Origin of the sequence: Enterobacter ludwigii, assembly GCA_023023105.1 — a bacterium.
In the GTDB taxonomy this organism is placed as follows: domain Bacteria; phylum Pseudomonadota; class Gammaproteobacteria; order Enterobacterales; family Enterobacteriaceae; genus Enterobacter; species Enterobacter adelaidei.
Map to the genome: position 1 here is coordinate 4,377,828 of CP083824.1, position 24,320 is coordinate 4,402,147.

At 55.2% G+C, this 24,320-nt stretch carries 24 protein-coding genes; 8 read left to right on the top strand and 16 right to left on the bottom strand.

Annotated features, from left to right (window positions below; all coding sequences use genetic code 11):
* Positions 1 to 13: 13 nt before the first annotated feature.
* The 3 genes from glgX to asd form a co-directional block, all read right to left on the bottom strand.
* Complete coding sequence (glgX, locus tag LCD46_21280) at positions 14 to 1,987, bottom strand: glycogen debranching protein GlgX (GenBank protein ID UOY70527.1); 1,974 nt, start codon at positions 1,985 to 1,987, stop codon at positions 14 to 16.
* Entirely contained in the window at positions 1,984 to 4,170 is a 2,187-nt protein-coding gene (gene glgB / locus LCD46_21285) for a 1,4-alpha-glucan branching enzyme (protein ID UOY70528.1), read from the bottom strand. The genes glgX and glgB overlap by 4 nt, the downstream gene beginning before the upstream one ends.
* 230 nt (positions 4,171 to 4,400) lie before the next feature.
* Positions 4,401 to 5,504: an aspartate-semialdehyde dehydrogenase gene (asd, locus tag LCD46_21290; GenBank protein UOY70529.1), complete on the bottom strand. Its 1,104-nt coding sequence runs from the start codon at positions 5,502 to 5,504 to the stop codon at positions 4,401 to 4,403.
* A 177-nt stretch (positions 5,505 to 5,681) separates the two neighbouring features.
* Between asd and yhgN the strand changes: the two genes are divergently transcribed.
* Positions 5,682 to 6,275 carry an NAAT family transporter YhgN gene (yhgN, locus tag LCD46_21295; GenBank protein UOY70530.1) on the top strand — a complete coding sequence of 198 codons (594 nt, stop codon included), beginning with the start codon at positions 5,682 to 5,684 and terminating at the stop codon, positions 6,273 to 6,275.
* A gap of 63 nt (positions 6,276 to 6,338) precedes the next feature.
* On the opposite strand, the gene tusA is transcribed toward yhgN, so the two are convergent.
* On the bottom strand, positions 6,339 to 6,581 hold the full coding sequence (tusA, locus tag LCD46_21300) for a sulfurtransferase TusA (GenBank protein ID UOY70531.1): 243 nt from the start codon (positions 6,579 to 6,581) through the stop codon (positions 6,339 to 6,341).
* Positions 6,582 to 6,748: 167 nt separating this feature from the next.
* Here tusA and LCD46_21305 point away from each other — a divergent pair, with 167 nt between their 5' ends.
* Together LCD46_21305 and LCD46_21310 are read left to right on the top strand one after the other, a co-directional pair.
* Positions 6,749 to 7,414, top strand: a complete 666-nt coding sequence (locus LCD46_21305; protein ID UOY70532.1) for a 7-cyano-7-deazaguanine/7-aminomethyl-7-deazaguanine transporter — start codon at positions 6,749 to 6,751, stop codon at positions 7,412 to 7,414.
* Between the two features lie 72 nt (positions 7,415 to 7,486).
* Positions 7,487 to 8,044, top strand: coding sequence for a DcrB family lipoprotein (locus tag LCD46_21310; protein ID UOY70533.1), 558 nt, complete (start codon positions 7,487 to 7,489; stop codon positions 8,042 to 8,044).
* 4 nt (positions 8,045 to 8,048) lie between these two features.
* Here the strand turns inward: LCD46_21310 and LCD46_21315 are convergent, their stop codons facing one another.
* Positions 8,049 to 9,266, bottom strand: coding sequence for an MFS transporter (locus LCD46_21315; GenBank protein ID UOY70534.1), 1,218 nt, complete (start codon positions 9,264 to 9,266; stop codon positions 8,049 to 8,051).
* A 144-nt stretch (positions 9,267 to 9,410) separates the two neighbouring features.
* On the opposite strand from LCD46_21315, the gene LCD46_21320 reads away from it, so the two are divergent.
* Positions 9,411 to 10,460, top strand: a complete 1,050-nt coding sequence (locus LCD46_21320) for an AI-2E family transporter (GenBank protein ID UOY70535.1) — start codon at positions 9,411 to 9,413, stop codon at positions 10,458 to 10,460.
* Between the two features lie 104 nt (positions 10,461 to 10,564).
* Positions 10,565 to 11,167: a 4'-phosphopantetheinyl transferase AcpT gene (gene acpT / locus LCD46_21325; GenBank protein UOY70536.1), complete on the top strand. Its 603-nt coding sequence runs from the start codon at positions 10,565 to 10,567 to the stop codon at positions 11,165 to 11,167.
* On the opposite strand, the gene LCD46_21330 is transcribed toward acpT, so the two are convergent.
* The 8 genes from LCD46_21330 to LCD46_21365 form a co-directional block, all read right to left on the bottom strand.
* Positions 11,118 to 11,522 (bottom strand): 4-amino-4-deoxy-L-arabinose-phospho-UDP flippase, encoded by a 405-nt coding sequence (locus LCD46_21330; protein ID UOY70537.1) that lies wholly within the window; start codon positions 11,520 to 11,522, stop codon positions 11,118 to 11,120. The genes acpT and LCD46_21330 overlap by 50 nt on opposite strands.
* A complete protein-coding gene (gene arnE, locus LCD46_21335) occupies positions 11,519 to 11,857 on the bottom strand; it encodes a 4-amino-4-deoxy-L-arabinose-phosphoundecaprenol flippase subunit ArnE (protein ID UOY70538.1) in 339 nt (112 codons plus the stop codon). The genes LCD46_21330 and arnE overlap by 4 nt, the downstream gene beginning before the upstream one ends.
* Positions 11,854 to 13,509 carry a lipid IV(A) 4-amino-4-deoxy-L-arabinosyltransferase gene (gene arnT / locus LCD46_21340; GenBank protein ID UOY70539.1) on the bottom strand — a complete coding sequence of 552 codons (1,656 nt, stop codon included), beginning with the start codon at positions 13,507 to 13,509 and terminating at the stop codon, positions 11,854 to 11,856. The genes arnE and arnT overlap by 4 nt, the downstream gene beginning before the upstream one ends.
* Positions 13,506 to 14,408, bottom strand: coding sequence for a 4-deoxy-4-formamido-L-arabinose-phosphoundecaprenol deformylase (locus tag LCD46_21345; protein UOY70540.1), 903 nt, complete (start codon positions 14,406 to 14,408; stop codon positions 13,506 to 13,508). The genes arnT and LCD46_21345 overlap by 4 nt, the downstream gene beginning before the upstream one ends.
* Positions 14,405 to 16,387 (bottom strand): bifunctional UDP-4-amino-4-deoxy-L-arabinose formyltransferase/UDP-glucuronic acid oxidase ArnA, encoded by a 1,983-nt coding sequence (gene arnA, locus LCD46_21350; protein UOY70541.1) that lies wholly within the window; start codon positions 16,385 to 16,387, stop codon positions 14,405 to 14,407. Before arnA ends, LCD46_21345 begins: the two co-directional genes overlap by 4 nt.
* Positions 16,384 to 17,367 (bottom strand): undecaprenyl-phosphate 4-deoxy-4-formamido-L-arabinose transferase, encoded by a 984-nt coding sequence (gene arnC, locus LCD46_21355; protein ID UOY73021.1) that lies wholly within the window; start codon positions 17,365 to 17,367, stop codon positions 16,384 to 16,386. Before arnC ends, arnA begins: the two co-directional genes overlap by 4 nt.
* Position 17,368: 1 nt before the next feature.
* Entirely contained in the window at positions 17,369 to 18,508 is a 1,140-nt protein-coding gene (gene arnB / locus LCD46_21360) for a UDP-4-amino-4-deoxy-L-arabinose aminotransferase (GenBank protein UOY70542.1), read from the bottom strand.
* Between the two features lie 450 nt (positions 18,509 to 18,958).
* On the bottom strand, positions 18,959 to 19,465 hold the full coding sequence (locus LCD46_21365; protein ID UOY70543.1) for a phenolic acid decarboxylase: 507 nt from the start codon (positions 19,463 to 19,465) through the stop codon (positions 18,959 to 18,961).
* A 99-nt stretch (positions 19,466 to 19,564) separates the two neighbouring features.
* Between LCD46_21365 and LCD46_21370 the strand changes: the two genes are divergently transcribed.
* Entirely contained in the window at positions 19,565 to 20,446 is an 882-nt protein-coding gene (locus tag LCD46_21370) for a LysR family transcriptional regulator (protein ID UOY70544.1), read from the top strand.
* A 32-nt stretch (positions 20,447 to 20,478) separates the two neighbouring features.
* A complete protein-coding gene (locus LCD46_21375) occupies positions 20,479 to 21,273 on the top strand; it encodes an SDR family NAD(P)-dependent oxidoreductase (protein UOY73022.1) in 795 nt (264 codons plus the stop codon).
* 5 nt (positions 21,274 to 21,278) lie between these two features.
* Here LCD46_21375 and LCD46_21380 read toward each other — a convergent pair whose 3' ends face one another.
* Positions 21,279 to 21,725 (bottom strand): NlpC/P60 family protein, encoded by a 447-nt coding sequence (locus LCD46_21380; protein UOY73023.1) that lies wholly within the window; start codon positions 21,723 to 21,725, stop codon positions 21,279 to 21,281.
* Between the two features lie 320 nt (positions 21,726 to 22,045).
* Between LCD46_21380 and LCD46_21385 the strand changes: the two genes are divergently transcribed.
* Positions 22,046 to 22,705, top strand: coding sequence for an HAD-IB family hydrolase (locus LCD46_21385; GenBank protein ID UOY70545.1), 660 nt, complete (start codon positions 22,046 to 22,048; stop codon positions 22,703 to 22,705).
* Between the two features lie 44 nt (positions 22,706 to 22,749).
* Here the strand turns inward: LCD46_21385 and LCD46_21390 are convergent, their stop codons facing one another.
* On the bottom strand, positions 22,750 to 23,775 hold the full coding sequence (locus LCD46_21390; GenBank protein ID UOY70546.1) for a TerC/Alx family metal homeostasis membrane protein: 1,026 nt from the start codon (positions 23,773 to 23,775) through the stop codon (positions 22,750 to 22,752).
* Between the two features lie 68 nt (positions 23,776 to 23,843).
* Entirely contained in the window at positions 23,844 to 24,242 is a 399-nt protein-coding gene (locus LCD46_21395) for a potassium channel family protein (GenBank protein ID UOY70547.1), read from the bottom strand.
* Between the last annotated feature and the right edge of the window lie 78 nt (positions 24,243 to 24,320).

Consider the following 24,320-nt stretch of genomic DNA (forward strand, 5'->3'; position numbering starts at 1 on the left):
AACTCCTTTTTTATCATCTTTGGAATACACACACTCCGTGCGCAGGCCCGTGCCAGACAGCCATTACTACCGGATTATCCGCTCCGGCAAAGGGGGGAACGGCGCGCCATTCCCCTTCAGGTAAAACAATCTCTGCGACATCATCCGTCGCGTTCAGCGTAACCAGCCATTTATCCGAAAGCAGGATTTGCAGCCGTGGTACACCGTGTTGCCACTCTTGCGCGCTTAGTGGTTGCGCGTCTTTATTCAACCAGCGAACGTTTCCGTCCCCCTCTTCCCACCAGCGGTCGGTGGTCAGGGCCGGGATTTGCTGGCGAAGGTGGATCAGCGCAGCGGTAAAATGGATCAGCCCGCTGTTCGCCTCCCCCCAGTCAAGCCAGGTTAAGGTGTTGTCCTGGCAATACGCATTGTTGTTACCGTGCTGGCTGTGGCCGTGCTCATCGCCCGCCAGCAGCATCGGTGTCCCCTGCGACAACAGAAGCGTTGTCAGCAGCGCATGAACGCTGGCGCGCCGCCGCTCGATAACGTCAAGGCTTCCGCCTAACCCTTCTATACCATGATTGAAGCTATGGTTATTGTTAGTGCCATCGCGATTCTCTTCGCCGTTCGCCTCATTGTGTTTCTGATTGAAACAAACGCAGTCCCTGAGCGTAAAACCGTCGTGCGCCGTCAACAGGTTGACGGTGGCCGACGGTCGCTTACCGTCGCGCTTAAAGAGATCGCTTGACGCGGCAAAGCGCCCGGCAAATTCCCCCAGCGAGAGATTTCGCTCCAGCCAGAAGCGGCGCGCGGCATCGCGATAGTGATCGTTCCACTCGGCAAACAGCGGCGGGAAATTCCCGACCTGATAGCCTCCTTCACCGATGTCCCACGGCTCGGCGATGAGCTTGACCTGCGAGAGCACCGGACAGTTTTTTATCGCCTCAAACAGCGGCGCCTGCTGGCTGAACGCCGGCATGCGTCCCATCACGGGTGCCAGGTCGAAACGAAAACCGTCCACGTGGAACGTTTCCACCCAGTATTTCAGGCATTCATAAGCAAAATGCGTGACCGCCGGATGGCTGAGATTGAGCGTGTTACCGCAGCCGGTCCAGTTCTCGTAATCGCCACCCTGCCTGATCCAATAATAGCTACGGTTATCAATTCCGCGCATGGAGAGCGTTGGACCATCGAGATCGCTTTCTGCGCTGTGGTTCAGCACCACATCCAGAATGACTTCAATTCCCGCAGCATGGAGCGCTTTCACCGCATCGCGAAACTCGTCCCGCGCTTTTTCCGGATGGACGGCATAGCGGGGTTCGAGCGCGAACATCGCCAGCGGGTTGTAACCCCAGTAGTTGCTCAACCCCAGCCGCTGCAGACGCGGCTCGCTGGCAAAATGGGCGACGGGTAGCAGTTCAAGAGCGGTGATGCCGAGGTGTTTCAGGTAGGCGATCATGGTCGGATGGCTAAGCGCCTTGTAGGTGCCGCGCATCTCTTTGGGGATGGACGGATGCAGATACGTCAGCCCTTTGACATGGGCCTCGTAAATGACGGTGTTGCCCCACGGCGTGGCCGGTGGCGCATCGTCCTCCCAGTCATAGAGATCGTGCACTACCACGCTTTTTGGCACCACATGGGCACTGTCGCGATGGTCAGGCTCACCATAACCAACATGGAAAATCGGGTCGTCTTTAAACTCACCGTCCACGCGGTGCGCACACGGATCAATCAACAGCTTTGCAGGGTTAAACCAGTGCCCTTGCGCAGGTTCCCACGGACCATGAACGCGAAAACCATAGTGCATACCTGGCCGTCCTCCGGCCAGGTAACCGTGCCAGGTATCCCCCGTGCGCGACGGTAAATCGTAACGGTGCTCGTTACCCTCACCGTCAAAAACACACAGTTCTACCCGCTCAGCGTGAGCAGAAAAGAGGGTGAAATTCACACCCTTTCCGTCAAAACTCGCCCCGAGCGGTTCGGGTTGACCTGCCGTAAGCTGCGTCATTCCCCCTCCCGCATCAGCCAGATGGTGCCAAGCGGCGGTAGCGTGAGACTCAGAGAGTTTGGCCGCCCGTGACTTTCGATAGCATCGCTTTGCACCAGACCACCATTACCGGTATTGCTTCCGTGGTAGTGCATGGAATCGGTATTCAGGATTTCGCGCCATTTACCCGGCTGGTTAATGCCGAAGCGATAGTGCTGGCGCGGCACCGGCGTGAAGTTGCTGGCGACGATGATCTCGTTACCCGCTTTATCTCGCCGCACAAAGACAAACACCGAGCGCTCATGGTCATCCACCACCAGCCACTCAAAGCCGTACGGGTCAAAATCGAGTTCGTGCAGCGCTTTGTGATGACGATAGGTCAGGTTCAGGTCACGCACCAGACGTTGCACGCCGTGGTGCCAGTTGTCACCGCCTTCCAGCAGATGCCAGTCGAGGCTGGCGTCGTGGTTCCACTCGCGTCCCTGAGCGAACTCATTGCCCATAAACAGCAGTTTTTTGCCCGGGAACGCAAACATCCAGCCGTAGTAGGCGCGCAGGTTGGCAAATTTCTGCCACGCATCGCCCGGCATGCGGTCAAGAATGGATTTTTTGCCGTGTACCACTTCATCATGCGACAGCGGCAGCATGAAGTTTTCGGTGTAGTTGTAGAGCATCCCGAACGTCAGCTTGTCGTGATGATACTGACGATATACCGGATCGAGCTTCATGTAGTCGAGCGTGTCGTGCATCCAGCCCAGGTTCCACTTGTACCAGAACCCCAGACCGCCTAATGAAGGCGGACGGGAGACGCCCGCAAAGTCGGTCGACTCTTCTGCCATTGTTACCGCGCCGTCCACCTGCTCACCGATAATGCGGTTGGTGCTGCGCAGGAACTCAATCGCCTCCAGGTTTTCACGGCCACCAAACTCATTCGGGATCCACTCTCCCTCTTTGCGGCTGTAATCGCGATAGATCATGGATGCCACCGCATCAACACGCAGAGCATCAATGCCAAAGCGCTCAATCCAGTACAGGGCATTTCCGACCAGGTAGTTCGCGACTTCGCGGCGACCGTAGTTGTAGATCAGCGTATTCCAGTCCTGGTGATAACCTTCTCGCGGGTCGCTGTGCTCGTACAGCTTCGTACCATCAAACTCTGACAAACCAAAGTCATCCGACGGGAAATGGCCTGGCACCCAGTCGAGGATCACATTCAGCCCGGCGGCATGCGCGGCATGGATGAAATAACGGAAGTCATCGCGCGTGCCAAAGCGGCGCGTAGGCGCATACAGCCCGGTTGGCTGATAACCCCAGCTACCATCGAACGGATGCTCGTTGACCGGCAACAGCTCAAGGTGAGTAAAGCCCATCCATTTGGCATACGGCACCAGCTGGTCGGCAAGCTCCCGGTAGCTGAGCCAGAAGTTGTTATCGGTGTGGCGGCGCCATGAGCCAAGATGCACTTCATAGACGGAGATAGGTGCATCGAAGCGGTTGGCCTGTTTGCGCTCTTCCGTCTGAGTGATCTTCTCTGGCAGGCCACAAATCAGCGATGCCGTATCCGGGCGCATCTGGGCTTCAAAGGCGTACGGGTCGGCTTTAATGCGCAGCTTGCCGTGGGCATCGATCATCTCGAATTTGTAGAGCTGTCCGTTGTGCGCACCGGGGATAAACAGCTCCCAGATCCCCGTTTCCCGGCGCAGGCGCATCGGGTGGCGACGGCCGTCCCAGTAGTTGAATTGTCCGACAACGGAGACGCGTTGGGCGTTGGGTGCCCACACGGCAAACCGCGTGCCGGTGATACCATCCATCGTGTCTGCATGGGCACCCAGCGTTTCATAAGGCCGCAAATGGGTTCCTTCAGACAGCAGCCATGCGTCCATCTCCTGCAAAAGAGGACCAAAGCTGTAGGGATCATCAATGAGATTTTGCTGGCCGTGCCAGATGACGGCGAGCTGATAACGGAAAGGGTTTTTACGACGGGGCATCACGCCAGAGAAGAAACCACGCGAGTCGAGGCATTCCAGATTGCCCACTTTGCGGCCGGTTTTGGGTTCGATAACCCACACTTCTGTCGCATCCGGTAACAACGCCCGGACTTCCAGCCCGGTCTCTGTACGGTGCATCCCCAGCACGGAAAAGGGGTCGGCAAAATGACCCGCAATAAGCGCATTAATCACGTCTCTATCCACACGATCGGACATGGTATTCATCCTGTTTTTTATGTCGTCCTTTTTTAGCGCCTGGGACGACTTTAATGTGACCTGAACGAGCATCCTCACAGCCCGTCCTAACCTCAGGTAAGAAATGACTCTTCCTTAAAGCATAGCCAACGCTCTAAATGACTCCTGATAAAAAATAAGACATACGCGTTTTACTCCATGTAGTACGCAAAAAAAGGGGGTGAAAATCACCCCCGGTCGTTAACAAATTATTACGCCAGCTGGCGCAGCATGCGGCGCAGCGGCTCGGCGGCACCCCATAAGAGCTGGTCGCCAACGGTGAACGCGGAGAGGTACTCCGGCCCCATGTTCAGCTTACGCAGACGGCCGACAGGCGTGGTCAACGTGCCGGTCACGGCTGCAGGGGTCAGTTCACGCATGGTGATATCGCGATCGTTTGGTACCACTTTCGCCCACGGGTTGTGTGCAGCCAGCAGCTCTTCCACGGTCGGAATAGACACATCTTTTTTCAGTTTAAGGGTGAAGGCCTGGCTGTGGCAGCGCAGCGCGCCAATGCGCACGCACAGGCCATCAACCGGAATAGTATTCGCGGTGGCGAGAATTTTGTTGGTCTCGGCCTGGCCCTTCCACTCTTCGCGAGTCTGGCCGTTATCCAGCTGTTTATCGATCCACGGGATCAGGCCACCGGCCAGCGGTACGCCGAAGTTATCCACCGGCAGCTCGCCGCTGCGGGTCAGCTGGGTGACTTTACGCTCGATATCCAGAATCGCGGACGCCGGGTCTGCCAGCTCGGTCGCGACGCTCTGGTGCAGCTGGCCCATCTGGGTCAGCAGCTCGCGCATATGACGCGCACCGCCGCCGGAAGCCGCCTGGTACGTCGCCACGGAGACCCACTCCACCAGATCTTGCGAGAACAAGCCGCCCAGAGACATCAGCATCAGGCTGACGGTGCAGTTACCGCCAACAAAGGTTTTCACGCCGTTGTTCAGGCCGTCGGTGATCACGCCCTGGTTAACCGGGTCAAGAATGATGATGGCATCGTCTTTCATGCGAAGCGAAGAGGCCGCGTCAATCCAGTAGCCCTGCCAGCCGCTTTCACGCAGCTTTGGATAGATTTCGTTGGTATAATCGCCGCCCTGGCACGTGACAATAATATCGAGTGCCTTCAGCGCTTCCAGATCGTAAGCATCCTGCAACGTGCCTGTGGTACCACCAAAGGACGGAGCAGCCTGGCCGAGCTGGGAAGTGGAGAAGAAGACCGGGCGGATAGCGTCGAAATCGCGCTCTTCAACCATGCGTTGCATGAGTACAGAGCCGACCATACCGCGCCAGCCGATAAAACCAACGTTTTTCATAGCATTTTTTTCCTGCAGAGGGTGTGTGCTGTTTGTGCAAGCCAGTATTGAACTGGGATATGCTTCACATTACAAAATGCTGCCAAAGTCGCAAGCGAAATTAATCGATGATTGCCCGGCAATCAGAAAAAGAGCTAATCATCATAATAACCATAGAGAGTTTCAGGGATAATTTACATGAGTGAAATCATTTCCGCGGCGGTTTTATTGATCCTGATAATGGATCCACTCGGAAACCTGCCGATCTTCATGTCGGTGCTGAAGCACACCGAGCCAAAGCGCCGTCGGGCGATCATGATCCGCGAGCTGCTTATCGCGCTGCTGGTGATGTTTATCTTCCTGTTTGCGGGCGAAAAAATCCTCGCCTTCCTGAACCTGCGTGCCGAAACCGTGTCGATTTCCGGCGGGATTATCCTGTTCCTGATTGCCATAAAGATGATTTTCCCGAGCGCGGAAGGCAGCAGCAGCGGCCTGCCTGCGGGTGAAGAGCCATTTATTGTGCCGCTGGCGATTCCTCTCGTCGCCGGGCCGACCATTCTGGCGACGCTGATGCTGCTGTCACATCAGTATCCGAACCAGATGAGCCATCTGGTGATTGCCCTGCTGATCGCCTGGGGTGGGACATTTATCATCCTGCTGCAGTCGTCCCTGTTCCTGCGCCTGCTGGGTGAGAAAGGGGTGAACGCGCTGGAACGCCTGATGGGGCTGATTCTGGTGATGATGGCGACGCAGATGTTCCTGGACGGGATACGGACGTGGATGAAGGGGTGACGTTCTCCCTCTCCCGAAAGGAGAGGGTCGGAGTGAGGGCATCAGGCCGCAGGGGCTGCCCATCTACCCCTTACGAATCAAATACCGGTACGGCATCGCTTCAGTCTGCTGAGCCACCAGCTCATGCTCCATAAAGGTACAAAATCCGGGGATATCGCGGGTGGTCGCCGGGTCGTCGGCGATGATCAGCAGCGTTTCGCCGGATTGCATGTTACGCACGGTTTTGCGCACCATCATTACCGGCTCCGGGCAGCGAAGGCCCTGGGCATCAAGAGTGTGGTCCGGGCTGGAAAACAGGTCGGTCATGATTTTCTCGGTCAGGTAAAAACGGCTGTAGTTTACGCCCCGTAGCGATCAATGCAAACCAGGTTAACGATTGCGTAAAAACTAACCATTGCAATGTCTGCCCAAAGCAGTATCATGCTGCGGTTTTTATTGGGTTCCCTCACCCCAACGTATAAAAAGGTCACAATATGACGCAGTTTTCTGAATCTCAGCGCGTAAAAGCGTTGTTCTGGCTTTCGCTTTTTCATCTGCTGGTGATCACCTCCAGCAACTATCTGGTACAGCTTCCCATCTCCATTTTTGGTTTTCATACCACCTGGGGGGCGTTCAGTTTTCCGTTTATTTTCCTCGCCACCGATTTGACCGTGCGAATTTTTGGCGCACCGCTGGCTCGCCGCATTATTTTTGCGGTCATGCTCCCGGCGCTGTTCGTGTCTTACGTGATTTCGTCCCTGTTCTATATGGGCAGTTGGCAGGGTTTTGAGGCGCTAACCCACTTCAACCTGTTTGTCGCCCGAATCGCCACCGCAAGCTTTATGGCTTATGCGCTGGGGCAGATCCTCGACGTGCATGTGTTTAACCGCCTGCGTCAGAATCACCGCTGGTGGATGGCCCCGACCGCCTCGACGCTGTTCGGTAACGTGAGCGATACGCTGGCCTTCTTCTTCATCGCCTTCTGGCACAGCCCGGATGCGTTCATGGCCGAGCACTGGATGGAGATCGCCCTGGTGGACTACTGCTTCAAGGTGCTCATCAGTATTGTCTTCTTCCTGCCAATGTACGGTGTGCTGCTGAATATGCTGCTGAAAAGGCTGGCAGATAAATCTGAAATCACGGCATTGCAGGCTGGTTAAGGGTTCGCTTTATCAGTTGTGATAAGATGAGCGAATGAGCCGTTATGGCCGTTTATCGAAAGGAAGAAGTCAATGCGCAATCTGGTTAAATATGTCGGGATTGGCCTGCTGGTTGTGGGTCTTGCAGCCTGTGATAACAGCGACACGAAAACGCCTGCTCAGGGTGCATCTGCAGAGAGCAATGCGACCGGTCAGCCGGTGAATCTGCTGGATGGCAAACTCAGTTTCTCTCTGCCAGCCGATATGACTGACCAGAGCGGTAAGCTGGGCACTCAGGCGAACAATATGCACGTTTATTCCGACGCAACCGGGCAGAAAGCCGTCATTGTGATTGTGGGTGACGACACCAGCGAAGATCTGAGCGTACTGTCAAAACGTCTGGAAGATCAGCAGCGCAGCCGCGACCCGCAGCTGCAGGTGGTGACCAATAAGTCCATCGAACTGAAAGGCCACACGCTGCAACAGCTGGATAGCATCATCTCCGCAAAAGGCCAGACCGCGTACTCGTCTGTGGTGCTGGGTAAGGTCGATAACAAACTGCTGACTATGCAGATCACCCTGCCAGCGGACGATCAGCAGAAAGCGCAGACTGCGGCTGAAAACATCATTAACACCCTCGTGATCCAGTAATCCTTCACGAGGATGACGTGGCCTCCGGTGCCTGCACCGGGGGCCATTTTTTTAGCCGCCATGTCAGCATCAAGGCGATAACCACCAGACCCGCCGCAGCAAGATAAATAACCGGTACTCCTGCCCAGGTCATCACCAGCCCTGCCAGCGGGCCGGTAATGCCCAAAGACATATCCATAAATACCGTGTAGGTTGCCAGCGCCGCCCCCTGGTTCTGCTGCGGCACGGCTTTTACCGCCACCACCCCCAGCGCCGGGAAGACCAGTGAAAAGCCTGCTCCCGCAAGGAAGACGCCCACTTTTGCGACCCATGGCATCATCGCTATGCCGGTCAACAGCAGCCCGACTATCTCTACCGCAAAGCAGATCATTGCCACGTTCAGCCCGCCCAGACGGTTGATACCGTTCGGGAAAAGCAAACGCGCGCCAACAAACGCGCAGCTAAACAGGGTTAACGCGAAAGCTGCGCCGTCCCATCCTTTGGCGTCATAGAAAAGGGTAATGAAGGTCGCAATCACACCGAACCCCGTTGTCGCCAGCGCCAGGGCCATACCATACGGCCAGACGCGCCCGAGCACCGCCCGAAACGGCAGTGGTTTGCCTTTGCTGGCCTTCACTTTCGGGCGCGGCAGCGCAAAGAGGATCGCCAGAGCCGCAACCGCCATAATGGTAATCGCCAGCCCATACAGACCACCAAACGCATAACAGGCCACACCAAGCGGCGCCCCCAGCGCCATTGCGCCGTAGGTGACAATGCCATTCCATGAAATAACCCGACCAATGTGCGGCGCGCCTACCACCCCCACGCCCCACAGTGTCGAACCGGTTCCCGCCAGACTTTGACCGATACCCAGGATCACGCGACCCAGGCAGAGCAGTACCAGGCTAACCAGGGGCCAGTGGCTGGTGGTGGCGGCCAGAAAATAGCTCAGGCCACTCAGAAAGCAGCCGCACAACCCTACAACCACGATGCTTTTTGGGCCGAAAAGGTCCGCGTAACGCCCGGCATGCGGACGGCTCAGGAGCGTGGCGAAATACTGCAGGCTAATCACCAGCCCCGCCCAGAAGGCGCTAAAGCCCATCACGTCATGGACATAGCCAGGCAAAACCGCCAGCGGCAGGCCAATGGTCATATAACTGGCGAAATTGAAAATAACAACGGAGACGATGCGCAGATTGAGGCGCAGTCCGCTCAGCGCCGGTTCAGCGGCAGGTTCGGGCATGAGGTTCTACCTGGATTTTTACAACAGTGTTTCACTATTACCACGACACAATAAGAAAATCAGCACCGACTTTCAGATTAACAGCCCCAGACGAAGCGAACCGCGGACACTAAACTTACCGGGTCATCATTTTAAGGAACGCGTATGATCGCTAACCCGTCCGACAAAGCTGGGCTCCACATCTTATTAAAACTCGCCTGCCTGGTGGTTATCCTTGCGGGTATCCATGCCGCGGCTGACATTATTGTGCAGCTCCTGCTGGCGCTCTTTTTTGCCATTGTGCTTAATCCACTGGTGAGCTGGTTTTTACGTCGGGGCGTCAGTCGCCCGGTGGCCATCACCATCGTCGTCATCGTGATGCTAATTGCCCTGACGGCGCTTTTCGGCGTGCTGGCGGCTTCGCTGAGCGAATTCTCCACGATGTTGCCACAGTACAACAAAGCGCTGACGCGGAAGATCGTGGCGCTGCAGGAGATGGTGCCTTTCCTTAATCTGCATATCTCGCCAGAGCGGATGCTGCGCCGGATGGATTCAGAGAAAGTCATGACCTACGCCACCACCCTGATGACGGGACTTTCCGGCGCGATGGCCAGTATGCTTCTGCTGGTCATGACGGTGGTGTTTATGCTGTTCGAAGTGCGCCACGTCCCCTATAAGCTGCGCTTTGCGCTGAATAATCCTCAAATTCACATCGCCGGATTACACCGCGCGTTAAAGGGCGTCTCCAAATATCTGGCGCTGAAAACGCTGTTGAGCGTCTGGACCGGCGTGATTGTCTGGCTGGGGTTGATGTTGATGGGCGTGCAGTTTGCGTTGATGTGGGGCGTACTGGCGTTTTTGCTCAACTATGTGCCCAATATTGGCGCGGTACTCTCCGCCGTACCACCGATGATTCAGGCATTCCTGTTTAATGGTTTCTATGAATGCATGTTGGTCGGGGCACTTTTCCTCGTCGTGCATATGGTGCTGGGGAATATTCTCGAACCGCGCATGATGGGGCACCGGCTGGGCATGTCGACGCTGGTGGTATTCTTATCGTTACTGATCTGGGGATGGCTGCTGGGCCCGGTCGGGATGCTACTGTCGGTCCCGCTAACCAGTGTGTGTAAGATCTGGATGGAAACCACCAAAGGCGGAAGCAAGCTGGCGATCCTGCTCGGGCCAGGGCGACCGAAAAGCCGATTACCAGGGTGAGCATCCCTGTCTGGTTAGCAATTCAAGGGGGCAATGGATTATAGTAATAGTTTCGCCGCTCAACTTTACGGCTATCATCGTTTTAACTGAAGGCCAGACGCTATATGTACCAGGTTTTTCTGGGAAAAATTTCCTCGCTGAGCACAAGCTGCTGGGCTGAAGCACTCTCCCGACACGCGCCGGAAGGCGCTCAGCGTGCTCGCTGGCTGGCCGATCGCGGGTTGCTTTCTCGGCTGTTGGCTCCAGAACAACTCCCGGAGATTATCTACAGCGAACAAGGGAAAGCCATTTTTGCTGGCGACTATCCACTGTGGTTCAGCAGTAGCCACTCGGGCGACGATATTGCTTTAATTATCAGTGATGAAGGCGATGTTGGCTGTTCACTGGAACACATTCGCCAGCAGGATAACTGGCGTACGCTTGCCAATGCCGTGTTCAGCAATGCCGAACACGATGAGCTGGAAAAGGAAACGCCAGAAGGCCAGCTTACTGCATTCTGGCGCATCTGGACGCGAAAAAAGGCGATTCTTAAACAACGCGACGGTCATGCCTGGCAGATGGTCAGCATTGACAGTTCAGCCCGCGCGCTCCATTCATCAAGCCAGTGCCAGGTCGGTTTACTCAGCCTTGCCGTTTGCACCGCAACACCCTACGAACTCACTGCCGCGCGGATTCACTCGGTTGACGACGCGCTGGTCGGAAAATAGTCAGCACGCCCAGAATAATAAACCCCACCCCCACCAGCCCGTGCCAGGAGAAGCGTTCCTCCCAGCCCGGCAACAAGATTGCAGCGCCCCACACCAGGATATAGCTGAGGCTCAGCAAGGCATACGCTTTGCTGAGCGCCATACGATGCAAGGCCAGATACCAGCACCCCATTGAGGCGACATACCCCGTTAACCCCAGCAGCAGCGCACCGGTACCGGATGAGAAATGCCAGAGGGCAGAAATTAACGCCAGGACATCACTGACGGGGGGGAGCGCCTGCATGGCGCTTCGCAGCAGCAGCTGCGCGGCGCTGACTAACAGTACGCTGCATAGGGCCCAGAACGTTCCTTTCACAGGCTTCCTCCCAGCACAATAATGCCAATGATGATAAACCCAACACCCAGCCAGTGATGCGAAGCAACGTTCTCACGCCAGACGGTCTTCGCCGCTAGCGTCACCCAGACAAAATTGAGGCTTAACATCGGGTAAGCAATGCCCACAGGCATACGTTGTAAGACCACCAGCCAGACCAGCATCCCGCAGCCCAATGCCAACAGGGCCAGGCCAAGCCACAGCGCGATATGTACACCACGCCGCCCGGCTTTCGCCGGACGGGTGGCTTGTTTCTGGCAAAGTTGTCCCGCACAGCTGAGCAAGCTTGCCAGTATCAGCCAGAGCCAGGTCATCACTTCGGTAGATACTGAAGGTAGGCCAGACGACCCTGGATATACACGCTGTCCGGTTCTGGCAAATTAGCCCGCTTAAGATCGTCGCTTTTTGACAGCAGAATCACCAGCGATATGCGCCCCTGCTGTCGATGTTCCGCCAGCCACTCTGCGAAATCAGCTTTACCCACAAAACGGTCTTTCACATCAGGGTAATCCAGGCCATAGCGCAGTTCTCCACTCTGACCAAACAGAATGATGTCATTACGCTTAAGCTCCCACGCCAGGCCAGAGGCCACACCGACGTTATTGGCCAGCACAAACCGACTGTCCTGCAGCGGATCGCGCACGGTGTCGACCAGCGACTGCGGCTGTTTGGAATCCACCACCAGGTTAGGAATGGCAAAACCAATCAACAACGCCAGCCCGGCAGGACACAACGCCGCTAGCCACCAGCGCTGCTGACTCTGCCTGAGCGTAAACCAGCCCACCACGGCCCAAATCAGGAACGCGACCACCGCGCAGAAGACTTTATACAGCTCAACCGACGTCCAGACCGGGTGTTTAGAGAGCCCCCACGGTGAGACAACCAGAGCAGCCACCACGCCAATGGCGCCAAATGCCACGTTGATCCCCCCGTTAATGCGCAGCACGCGAGCACCTTTTTCCGCCGCGAGGCAGGCATAGCGCGCCATCAGAATCGCCAGCGGGGCAAAACAAGGCAGGATATAGGTCGGCAGCTTGCCTTTGGCAATGCTGAAGAACAGCAACGGCATAACCACCCAGCCCAACAGATAGAACCCGCCAGCCGCGTTTTGTCTGTCATTCCAGCCAAGACGGAACGCGCCTGGCAACAACGCTAACCACGGCAGACTACCCGCGACCAGGAACGGCAGGTAATACCAGAATGGCGCTTTGTGCTGGGCATCGCTCTGGGCAAAACGCTGAATATGCTCAACCCAGAAGAAGTAACGCCAGAAATCAGGCTCACGATGGGCAATCGCCAGTGCCCAGGGCAGGACAATCAGCACACAACTCAGGATTGCCAGCCAGCCAAAAATCAGCACCTCTTTCCAGCGCTTTTGGGCAATGACCCACGGCAGTACGCCAATCACCGGTACTGCCAGCGCCAGGAAGCCTTTGGTCATCACCCCCATACCGCAGGCCAGCCCAAGCAGCACGTACCCCCCTGCTTTTCCGGCAACCGTCTCAGCCTGGGATGCTAGCCAGAAACTGCACATCGCCGCCACCAGCCACAGGGTGATGATGGGATCCAGCACGGCATACGTACCGATGCCATACACCAGGAACAGCGTCAGGAAGATAAGACCGGAGAATATGGCAATACGTTTATCTCGCCACAGACGCCAGGCCATCCAGATGACCAGCAGCGCCGCAAACCCGGTGGAGAATATGGCCCCGGCACGCACGGCAAGGTTGGTATCCCCAAACAACAATTGCCCGATACTGTTGATCCAGTAGCCCGCAATCGGTTTTTCAAAGTAACGCAGCCCCAGGAAATGCGGGACAACCCAGTCTCCTGATGCCAGCATTTCGCGGCTAATTTCCGCATAGCGCGTTTCATCAGGCTGCCACAGCAGGCGGATATCGACAGGGATGAGGTAGTAAACGATAAACAGTGCGAGAAGCGCTAAGCCATAACGGGCTGTTTTCATGGGGCCGGACTCACGGTTTGTTGATAGCCAAGCCAGCCTTCCCGGCCAGCCAGTTCATTACGTACTATTTTGCCCACGGGCAGGACGCTGAGATCGTCTGGCAGCAGTTCACTCAACGGACAGAACTGAATCCCCTCCTGAGCAGCCATCGTCAGCAGCTCATCGAAATCATGCTGATACGCAATCCCTTCCACTTCTGCGTGGATGGTATACACCGGCGTACCGGTATCGCGATGCATGCGGTCCAGAATATAGCGATTGAAATCCTCTGCCTTCACCTCGCGGCCAACCACTTCATCCCAGGTGGGAAGCGTGACCGGGATCTGCACCGTCCCGTTGCGATTTTCCCCTAACAGCGGTAAAAATGGCCCGGTCCCGCGACAGTCGCTGTTGTAGCGGAATGCGAAGGATTCTTTAGCTTTCACAACACGTTGGTCCGCACGCCATCCCGCCACGGCGGAGCAGCGCACAGGCTGGCAGGTAATCGCCTCCAGCTCCAACATACCGCGCTCGACTTCACGGGTCAGGCGCGATATGTCCCAGACGCCAGCCCACGCTTGCCAGGCATGGTGATCCCAGGCATGCAGGCCGACCTCGTGTTGCCGTGTCGCTTCACGGATAATCGCTTCATTGCCCGCACCGATACGCCTGCCGGGCCATGCGGTCCCGGCCAGCAAAATATCCCAGCCATAGAGGGATGCTGCGCGTGAGCGCAGCATTTTGAACAGAAACGCCGGTTTAATCAGACGCCATAAATGGCGTCCCATGTTGTCAGGCCCCACGCTGAAGAAAATGCTTGAACGCACATCGTGCTTGCTCAGCAGTTCCAGCAGTTTGGGTACGCCGTCACGCGTCCCCCTGAAGGTGTCGACATCAATGCGTAAACCGACTTTTTTCATGAGTCCTGTTCCGACAGCTCCACAGTGCGCAGGAAGAAATCGAGCGTCTCATCAATAGTCAGCTCCATTTTCACCGTCGGCGTCCAGTTCAGGCAGCGTTTCGCATTGCGAATGCTTGGCTTACGGTGCTCAACGTCCTGATACCCTTTACCGTAGTAGCTGCTGCTTTCCACTTCACGGAAACCGGCAAACGGCGGGAATTTATCGCGCAGTGGATGGCGCTCAAAGCTTGCCAGCAGCATCTCTGCCAGTTCACGAATGCTCGCTTCGTTGTCCGGGTTACCGATGTTGATGATCTCACCGTTGCAGCGGTTATCTTTGTTTTCGATGATGCGGAACAGCGCTTCGATACCATCGCTGATATCAGTAAAGCAGCGTTTCTGTTTGCCGCCTTCGATAAGCTTGATTGGGGAGCCCTCAACCAGGTTGAGGATCAGCTGCGTGATCGCACGTGAGCTACCGATACGCGCCGCGTTCAGGTTATCCAGACGTGGACCCATCCAGTTAAACGGACGGAACAGGGTAAAGCGCAGGCCTTCTTTCTCACCGTAGGCCCAAATCACGCGGTCCAGCAGTTGTTTGGAGACGGAATAAATCCAGCGCTGTTTGTTGATCGGCCCGACCACCAGATTGGAGGTGTCTTCATCGAAGTTTTTGTCGGTACACATGCCGTACACTTCAGAGGTGGACGGGAAGATGATGCGTTTGTCGTATTTTACGCAATCGCGGATGATCTTCAGGTTCTCTTCGAAGTCCAGCTCGAACACGCGCAGCGGGTTACGGGTGTACTCAATCGGCGTAGCAATGGCAACCAGCGGCAGCACCACGTCGCATTTTTTAATGTGATATTCGATCCATTCGGAATGGATGCTGATATCCCCTTCCACGAAGTGGAAACGCGGGTTATCAAGGAAACGGCTGATCGCATCAGAGCCGATATCCAGACCATAGATTTCGTAGTTATCGTCTTTGAGCAGACGTTCGGTCAGGTGGTTCCCGATAAAGCCGTTCACGCCGAGGATCAACACGCGAGTGCGGCGTTTGATGGCAACAACTGGCGCACTGGTGATCAGCGCCCCGGTCACCAGACCTAAAGACTGTGCCAGTTGAGTACCCTGAACATACAGACCGTTATCGGTTTGTCCGGTAACGATCTCCAGAGCTTGCTCACCACAGCTCACGATCAGCGGGGAGACAGAGACAACGGTACCCGGTTTTGCCGCCGGAATGTCGTCGCGCACGCGGGATTTCCAGACGATAAATTTGCTGACACCCGCAAAACTGTAAGCGCCCGGCCATGGATCGGTCACCGCACGCACCAGGTTGTGCAGCTGGCGAGCGGGTTTGTTCCAGTCCAGACGACCATCTTCCGGTGCGCGGCGGCCAAAGGTGCTCGCTTTGCTCTCATCCTGCGCAGTCTCGCTGAACGTACCGCCAAGGATCGCTGGCAGTGCATCACGCAGCAGCGTCTGCGCGGTTGCATTCAGCTTTTGATGCAGCTGCAGCGCCGTCTCGTCGGCATCAATAGCCACTTTCTGCTGTGCCACGATAGCACCCGCATCCGCACGATGCACCATACGGTGCAGGGTCACGCCGGTTTCGGTTTCACCATTGACCAGTACCCAGTTCAGCGGCGCGCGGCCACGATAGGCCGGCAGCAGGGAGCCGTGAAGGTTGAATGCCCCTTTGGCGGCCAGACCTAAGATCTCGTCGGAAATCAGGTTACGGTAGTAGAACGAGAAGATAACATCAGGCGCGAGCACGCGGATGCGATCCACCCACAGCGGGTGGTTTACATCGTCCGGTGCATAAACCGGAATACCACGTTCAGCGGCGATACGCGCTACAGAGCCGAAAAAGTTGTTCTCTCCCGCCGTGTCCGGATGAGTAAAGATCGCAGCAATGTCGTAGCCCGCTTCCAGCAGGGCCAGCGTGCCCGTGCACCCCATATCGTGATAGGCAAATACAACAGCTTTCATGGGTGGATTTCCTCTTGAGATGCTTTGTGTTCCTGACGGACAACACGTTGAATAAAGTAGCGCGGACGTGCGCGAACATCGTTATAGATACGGCCAATGTATTCACCCAGCAGGCCCATTCCGACAAACTGGGCGCCGATGAACATAAACAGTACGGCAAAGAGCATGAAGACCCCTTCCGCCGCCCACTGCGGGCCAAAGACCAGGCGCAGCACGACCAACAGTACGGACAGCGCAAACCCGGCCACGGCGATGATGCTGCCGAAAACGCTCAGCAGGCGCAGCGGTGTGGTGGTCAGGCAGGTGATGAGGTCGTACATCAGGTTGATGAGGCGCATAAAGCTGTACTTCGACTCCCCATGCTCGCGCTCGGCGTGCATAACTGGAATTTCCGTGGCCTTGCGGGCAAAGGTGTTAGCGAGAATCGGAATAAAGGTGCTGCGTTCATGGCAATGAAGCATGGCGTCGACAATATGGCGGCGGTAGGCGCGCAGCATGCAGCCATAATCGCCCATCGCTTTACCGGTGGTGCGCTGGATAAGGCGGTTGATGGTGCGTGAGGCCAGCTTACGGAACATACTGTCCTGACGGTTTTGACGCACCGTGCCGACGACGTCATAGCCTTCATCGGCTTTCGCCACCAGGCGCGGGATCTCTTCCGGCGGGTTTTGCAGGTCAGCGTCCAGGGTGATGATTAGATCGCCCGTGACGTGGCTGAACCCGGCCATAATGGCGGAGTGCTGGCCGTAATTACGGTTGAGCAACACGGCCACAACATGGCTGCCTTCTACCTGTGCGGCTTCGGTCAGCATCAGGGCGGAATTATCACTGCTGCCATCATCCACCAGCAGAATTTCATACGCTTTGCCCATGGTGTCGCAGGCGGCGGTTGTGCGGCGGATCAGTTCAGGCAGGCTCTCCTGCTCGTTATAAACAGGGATCACCACAGAAACTTTTTGTACAGGCGGTGCACTGAACATATCAATTTCCTGCAAGCTGATGGAGCGCGGTAATGACGCGGGTTGTGTCGTCATGAGTCATGTCCGGGAAAAGAGGGAGAGAACAAATACGCGCGCTATTCCATTCTGAATTCGGGAGCGATACATCAGGAAAACGCTCGCGGTAGTATTTTTGCGTATGCGCCGCGCGGAAGTGCAGGCCAGTACCGATGCCTTTCTCTTTCAGCGCTGCCATCAGGTTGTCGCGTGAAATCCCGCAGCGCGCTTCATCAACGCGAATGATAAACAGGTGCCAGGCGTGCACATGCGGCCATGACGGAATGGTGAGCGGCTGGAACGGCGTATCGGCAAGCTCCCGCAGGTAGCGTTCAGCAATTTCCTTGCGTCGTTTGTTGGCTTCCTTCAGTTTGCCCAACTGCACCAGCGCCAGCGCGGCGTTGATATCCGCCAGGTTGTATTTATAGCCCGGGGAAATCACTTCTGCCTGCGGCGCACGACCGTGCGTCTGGCGGTCATACGCGTCGACACCCAGGCCGTGGAATTTCAGGCTGCGGATCCGCGCAGCAAGTTGCGCGTTATCCGTCACCACGAGACCGCCTTCTGCACAGGTCATATTTTTAATGGCGTGGAAAGAGAAAATCGCCGTTCCCTTCCAGCCGACATGACGGTCTTTATAGTAAGTACCGGCTGCATGAGCCGCATCTTCAATCACCGGAATACCGTGGCGTTCACCAATGGCGTGGATGGCGTCGATTTCACATGGTGCGCCGGCATAATGAACGGGGATAATCGCTTTGGTACGCGGGGTGATGGCAGCTTCAACCGCTTCGGGTGTCACCATCAAGGTATCTTTGTCCACATCAATCATTACCGGCGTTGCGCCCAGTAAAACAATCATATTCAGAGTGGAGACCCAGGTCTGGGAGGGGGTAATGACTTCATCGCCCGGGCCAATATCCAGCGCCATCAGCGTGACATGCATTCCTGCTGTTGCAGAACAAACGGCAATTGCATGCTGGTTCCCGGTAAGTTGACAGAATGCCTCTTCAAGTTCCTGATTCTTAGGCCCCGTGGTGATCCAGCCCGACATCAAAACGTCCTGAAGCGCCGCAATTTCCTCAGCGCCCATCGACGGTCGCGAAAAAGGCAGAAAATCACTCATTATTAATTTCCTTGCTGTATTAAAGGCGTCATCTTTTACTGCGCTGTCGTAATGGGCAGCTCAATGGGATCATGCAAGATGGTTATTAAATAAAGACCAAATAAAATTAAGTCGCTATAACAGTTATGTCAACAAACCATCAACTGAAACAAAGTAGCGGTGTTTTCTTAGGAAAAAATTAAGACAGGTGAGAAGCAGAAGGGGGACAGCACATTAAGAATGACAAGAAGTCTTTTTACAACAGCAAGATAGCTGTCATGTTAAATTTTTCACGTTTTTGTGGGAAGCCTCACAACACTTACGACAATATTTCATTTCTTTTACATTGAGATTATAAGAAAAGTAAATGAATACTCAACCAAAATTAAAATCCCGGCGGTTTCGGCGGAAATAGACCGTCCTCCGGGAACTTTTTATTAATATGAATTGTCGCGGAATCAACTGTCGCGCTTAGTTAAGATTAGCAGGGAAATCATTTGGTAATTCACTGGCTGCGCAGGCAATAACGCTTTCATTATCCGCACCGCAATCGCGTACAAAAGTGATCGTAGCAAACTCATCAATCACTTCAGTTGGATAGGCCGGACCTGCATCGCGATAGCTATTCATAAGAGGAATATGATCGTTCTGGAAGCAGACGGTTTTTTCCGGATTGTTCATGACCCAGCGCGGGAAGAAGATGGTGCCGTGAAACAGTTTATCGCCCAGGTTTACAATCAGGCTCACATCCGTCCCGGTTGGCTCTGTCCAGGAAATTTTATAGATACTCTCCCCTACCCGTACGATATAGGCCTGCTGATCTTTTACCCAACGGTTTGCCACAAGACCGCTATGAATACGGTAATCAAGGGTGGTCTCATTTTTTACGTAAATCTCGTAGTTCCAGCCATTGTCATAGGTATAAACAAGGTGTTTGCCAACGAAGCCGCTTAAGTCGTGTTTGTCGAAGGTGTTCATAAGATGTCTCCTTTGTTTTGATGAGACGATCGTACCCCTTCAAAAAATGGATGAATAACGCTATGTTTTAATCAAACTCATCCAAAATTTAGATATGTCATGCACAAGACGACGCTGGAACAATGGTCTTTACTGATGAAAGTGGTTGAGGCCGGTAGCTTTGCCAAAGCAGCGGAAGAAACCCATCGCAGCCAGTCCTCCGTCAGCTATAACCTGGCGTTGTTGCAGGAGAGGCTGGGCGTGGCGCTGCTGGCGCCGGAAGGACGACGAGCGGTGCTAACCCCAGCCGGAGAACTTCTTCTCAACCAGGTGAAACCGTTGCTGAAAGCGTTTTCGTATGTTGAGACGCGCGCAGGTACCCTTCGCAACGGCACGCGCACACGGTTGGATCTGGTCGTAGACACGGTTTTCCCGCGTCGCCGCCTGTTCGCCATTCTGCGTCAGTTCCAGCAGCAGTATCCACAAACCCACGTACGCCTCACCGAAGTGCTTGAAACGTCCCGTGCCGATGCCATAAATGACGAAGCCGATATCATGGTTCTGACGCGCCGCCAGGACATGACAGGGCTCGGCGAATGGCTGATGAATATCGACTTTGTCGCCGTGGCGCATCATCAGCATCCCCTTTTCACCCTCGACGTACCGCTTAACGATGACATGCTGCGCCCGTGGCCGCTCATCCAGATTGCGGACAACCAGACTACCGCGCGCGCTGCCGGCGAGTCGTGGACGTTTTCCACCATTGATGCCGCCATTGAGGCCGTTGTCTCTCAGGTTGGCTACGGCTGGCTGCCAGCAGAACACATCCAGACCCAGCTGGATCAAGGTGTACTGAAACATCTGCCGCTGAGCCACGGCGCGCGCAGAGCAACGCCGCTTCACCTGATTGTTAAACGCTCCCTCACCCCGCTTGATGAGCAGGTTGAGACGCTGGTGCACCTTTTTAGCCATGAGCCATCATCACCACCTGCTACGCTTTAAGGTCCGAACGTTAAAACGATAAGGAGTGGATGATGAAAATCGACTTTGCGGGGAAAGTGGCGCTGGTGACGGCCTCAACCGGCGGGATCGGGTTCGCTATTGCCAGAGGTCTGGCGGAAAGTGGTGCGGAAGTAATCGTCAATGGCCGCAGCACGGAATCGGTGAATAAAGGTATTCAACAGCTTCAGCAGGTAGTGCCAGGCGTGCAGGTGCGTGCCGCGATCGCCGATCTCAGTACGGCAGAAGGGGTCGAGTCGCTTGTGAAGGTCGCGGGCAACGTTGATATCCTGGTCAACAACGCCGGAATTTACGGACCGCAGGATTTCTATGCTACCGACGATGACACCTGGGAGCGTTACTGGCAGACCAACGTGATGTCCGGCGTACGCCTCTCCCGCGCCTTGCTGCCGGGCATGGTGCAGAAAGGCTGGGGACGCGTGGTGTTTATTTCCTCCGAGTCGGCCTGCAATATCCCGGCGGATATGATCCACTACGGCGTGACCAAAACGGCGCAGCTTTCGCTCGCACGCGGCCTGGCGAAGTTCGTGGCGGGAAGTGGTGTGACGGTCAACAGCGTGTTGCCAGGACCGACGATGTCTGATGGTTTCGCCGAAATGATGAAGGATGAAATCGAAAAAACCGGCAAATCGCTGGAACAGCTGGCGAAAGAGTTTGTGATGGCCAACCGCCCCAGCTCGGTTATCCAGCGCGCGGCCACGGTTGAAGAGGTGGCCAATATGGTGATTTATGTCTGTTCGACCCAGGCCTCCGCCACCTCGGGCGCGGCATTGCGCGTCGATGGCGGCGTCGTGGATGACATCATTTGATATCGTCAGGCTGCACTGCCCGCGACCCGACGGGCAGTAATGTAGTGCTCTTGCCAGTAGTCGTCCGTCAGGGTTGAGACCGTTACCCCCTGGCTACTTGAAGCATGAATAAACTGGCTATTGCCAATATAAACGCCTACGTGCTTGCGGTTCGGTCCCGTCTGGAAGAACACCAGGTCTCCTGCCTTCAGGCGATATTGCGCCACCTGCACGCCGCGGTGGATCTGTTCGCTCGTCGTGCGCGGTAAATTAAGGTGTACCGCATCGCTGAACAGATGTTGCATCAGTGCCGAGCAATCCACCCCGCGATGCGTGGTTCCGCCCCACTGATACTGGGTCCCCTTCCACTTCTGGTATTGATCGAGGATGCGCGAGCGTAGCGGGCCTGTTTCGTGGTGAAACAGAGCCGATTTCGCTGGCGATACAGCAAATGCGCTGTTCATCGAGATCATGGATGCAGGCAGCTCAAAACTGAATGCGGAAAATGAAGCAAAACTTAACGTGAGGATTGAAATAAGCGATCTGAACGTCATATCAAAAAAGGATCTGAGAGTGAATTATTCCTTACCTGTGGGGGCCAATGTTCCCCCGAAAAGTCTTTCAATGCGGCGATAATATAGACAGGGTATTTTTTAACCAATCTTTATCGAGGCCAAAAATGGACTCACTTTCAGATCGCAAGATCGATAAAAAAATGGTTGTGATGTAAGGACTGTCCAGGTAAAGCAGGTAAACTAATCAACAGAATGTGTATTTCAGCTAAGACGTATTTATGACCAATATGATTGCCGACGAGACGGTGGCAAAATCCAACGTGCTCTCTGTCTTTGACTTTGATGGAACATTAACGCACCACGACAGCTTTATCCCTTTCCTGCGTTTTGCCTTTGGTAAACGTTACTTCGCGGGCCGCCTGGTGCGTATGGCGCTGCCAACGCTCCACTGCGTGCGCCGCAAGCTGACGCGCGATGAGCTGAAAGAAGTGCTGATTAAAACGTTCCTGACAGGCGTGGATGAACACTGGTTACGCCAGCAGGCGGAAGCCTTTTGCGAAAAGTACTGGGATAAACTGATGCGTCCGGCTGGCGTGCTGGCCGTTGCTGCAGAGGTGAACTCCGGCGCGGAAGTGACAATCTGTTCCGCTTCTCCTGCCCTGGTGCTACAGCCGTGGGCTGACAAACTCGGCATTAAGCTGATTGGCACACAGCTGGAAGTGAAAAACGGTAAGCTGACAGGACGTATCACGGGCAATAACTGCCGCTGTGCTCAGAAAGTGGCAAGGCTGGAAAAGGTGTATGGCGATCTCAACGCGTATCACCTGCGCGCCTGGGGAGACACTCGCGGCGATCACGAACTGCTGGCAGCCGCGCAGGATCCACACTGGCGGCATTTCCATCACCCGCGTAAGCGTCGGAATTCACCGATTAAATAGCCTTTTCACCCTCTCCCCACGGGGCGAGGGTGAAAAGCGGTGCATCAGGCCTCACGTTTCCCAGGGAACATCACACTCGCAATAATGCCCAGCGCCAGCACGCCTAATACCACAAACAGGCTGGCCGTCGCGCCAATGCTGTAACCATGATGCCAGAAGTGGTCGGTTGCATTCAGACCCAGCTTGAAGGCCACGAAGAACAGTAACAACACCACGGCTTTCTCAAGGTGCACCAGATACTGTTTCAGCGCTTCCAGTACGAAATAGAGCGTACGCAGGCCGAGAATGGCGAACATCATGGCGCTATAGATAATCAGCGGTTCGCGACTCACGGCAATAATCGCCGGGACCGAGTCAAACGCGAACATCACGTCAGAAAGCTCCACAACCGCCACGCAGAGCAGCAGTGGTGTTGCGTAGCGCTTCGCCTTCTTCACGCGTCCAACCATCACGTCCTGGTTTTCCGGTTTTTCAAGTTCAGCATCGACCTCTTTCTGGGTCAGAATAAAGGCATTGCTGCTGATTTTCGGCCAGACAGGATAGAAACGTTTCACCAGGCGATAAGCGAGATGACCAGAGTAATCTTCCACTTCGTCACTCTCTTCATTGCGTTTGAGCATCATCACCGCTGTCCAGCCAACGACCAGCGCGAAAATCACTTCGACGTAAGGCCCCAGACTCAGCAGGCTTGTCCCAATGGCCACAAAGATGCCACGGAAAACAATCGCGCCCAGCACGCCCCAGTAAAGTACGCGGTGACGATACTTATCCGGCACACCAAACCAGGCAAAAATGGCCATCATTACAAACAGGTTATCGACAGAAAGCACCTCTTCAAGCGCGTAACCCGTGAGGAACAGACTTGCCATCTCGGCGCCGTGGTGAACATACAGGAATCCGGCGAACGCCATTGCCATCATGACCCAGAACAGGGACCACATGGCGGCACTTTTGAGCGAGATCGGTTTATCGTGACGGTGCATAAAGAGGTCGATAAACATCGCCCCTACGGCCATCACAACAAAGACAACAACGGTTTCCGTCGGGAAACCGAGATGAGCAGCAGACATACACAACACCATACAAACTGACATAAGCCAGTAACAGAAAAAGATCGTTACTTTAGCACACCCGTCGTTCAGGCGCTCATGCCACGCAAACGCTGCAGTACCGCCACCAGAACCGCCACAGACCAGCCCACCATTAGCGCGCCCACGAGCCCTTCCACACCGCCGATGAGCCGCCAGTTCTCGGGTAACGTGACGTCGCCGTACCCGACAGTGGCATAACTGACCAGTGAAAAGTAGAAACTGGTGTTCCAGTCATTAAATGCATCAATGACGAAATAAAACGCCGCAAATAGCCCGGCTTCAAGAAGATGGGCGAAAATCATGGAGATAACGATGCCGACATTACGTAAAACAATACGTACCGCAGAATCGACTTCTAATTTAATGAATTTTAAAACGCCAAACATCCACAGTGAATGGATCACCACGGTTAGGGTAAGCAAAATAATAATACTGAGTAGTTGCATGACGTGTGCTCTGACCAAAAAGAGTATGGCCCCGCGAACGCGGCGGGGCATCTGGTCGAAGCTTAGTTGAATGGAGAG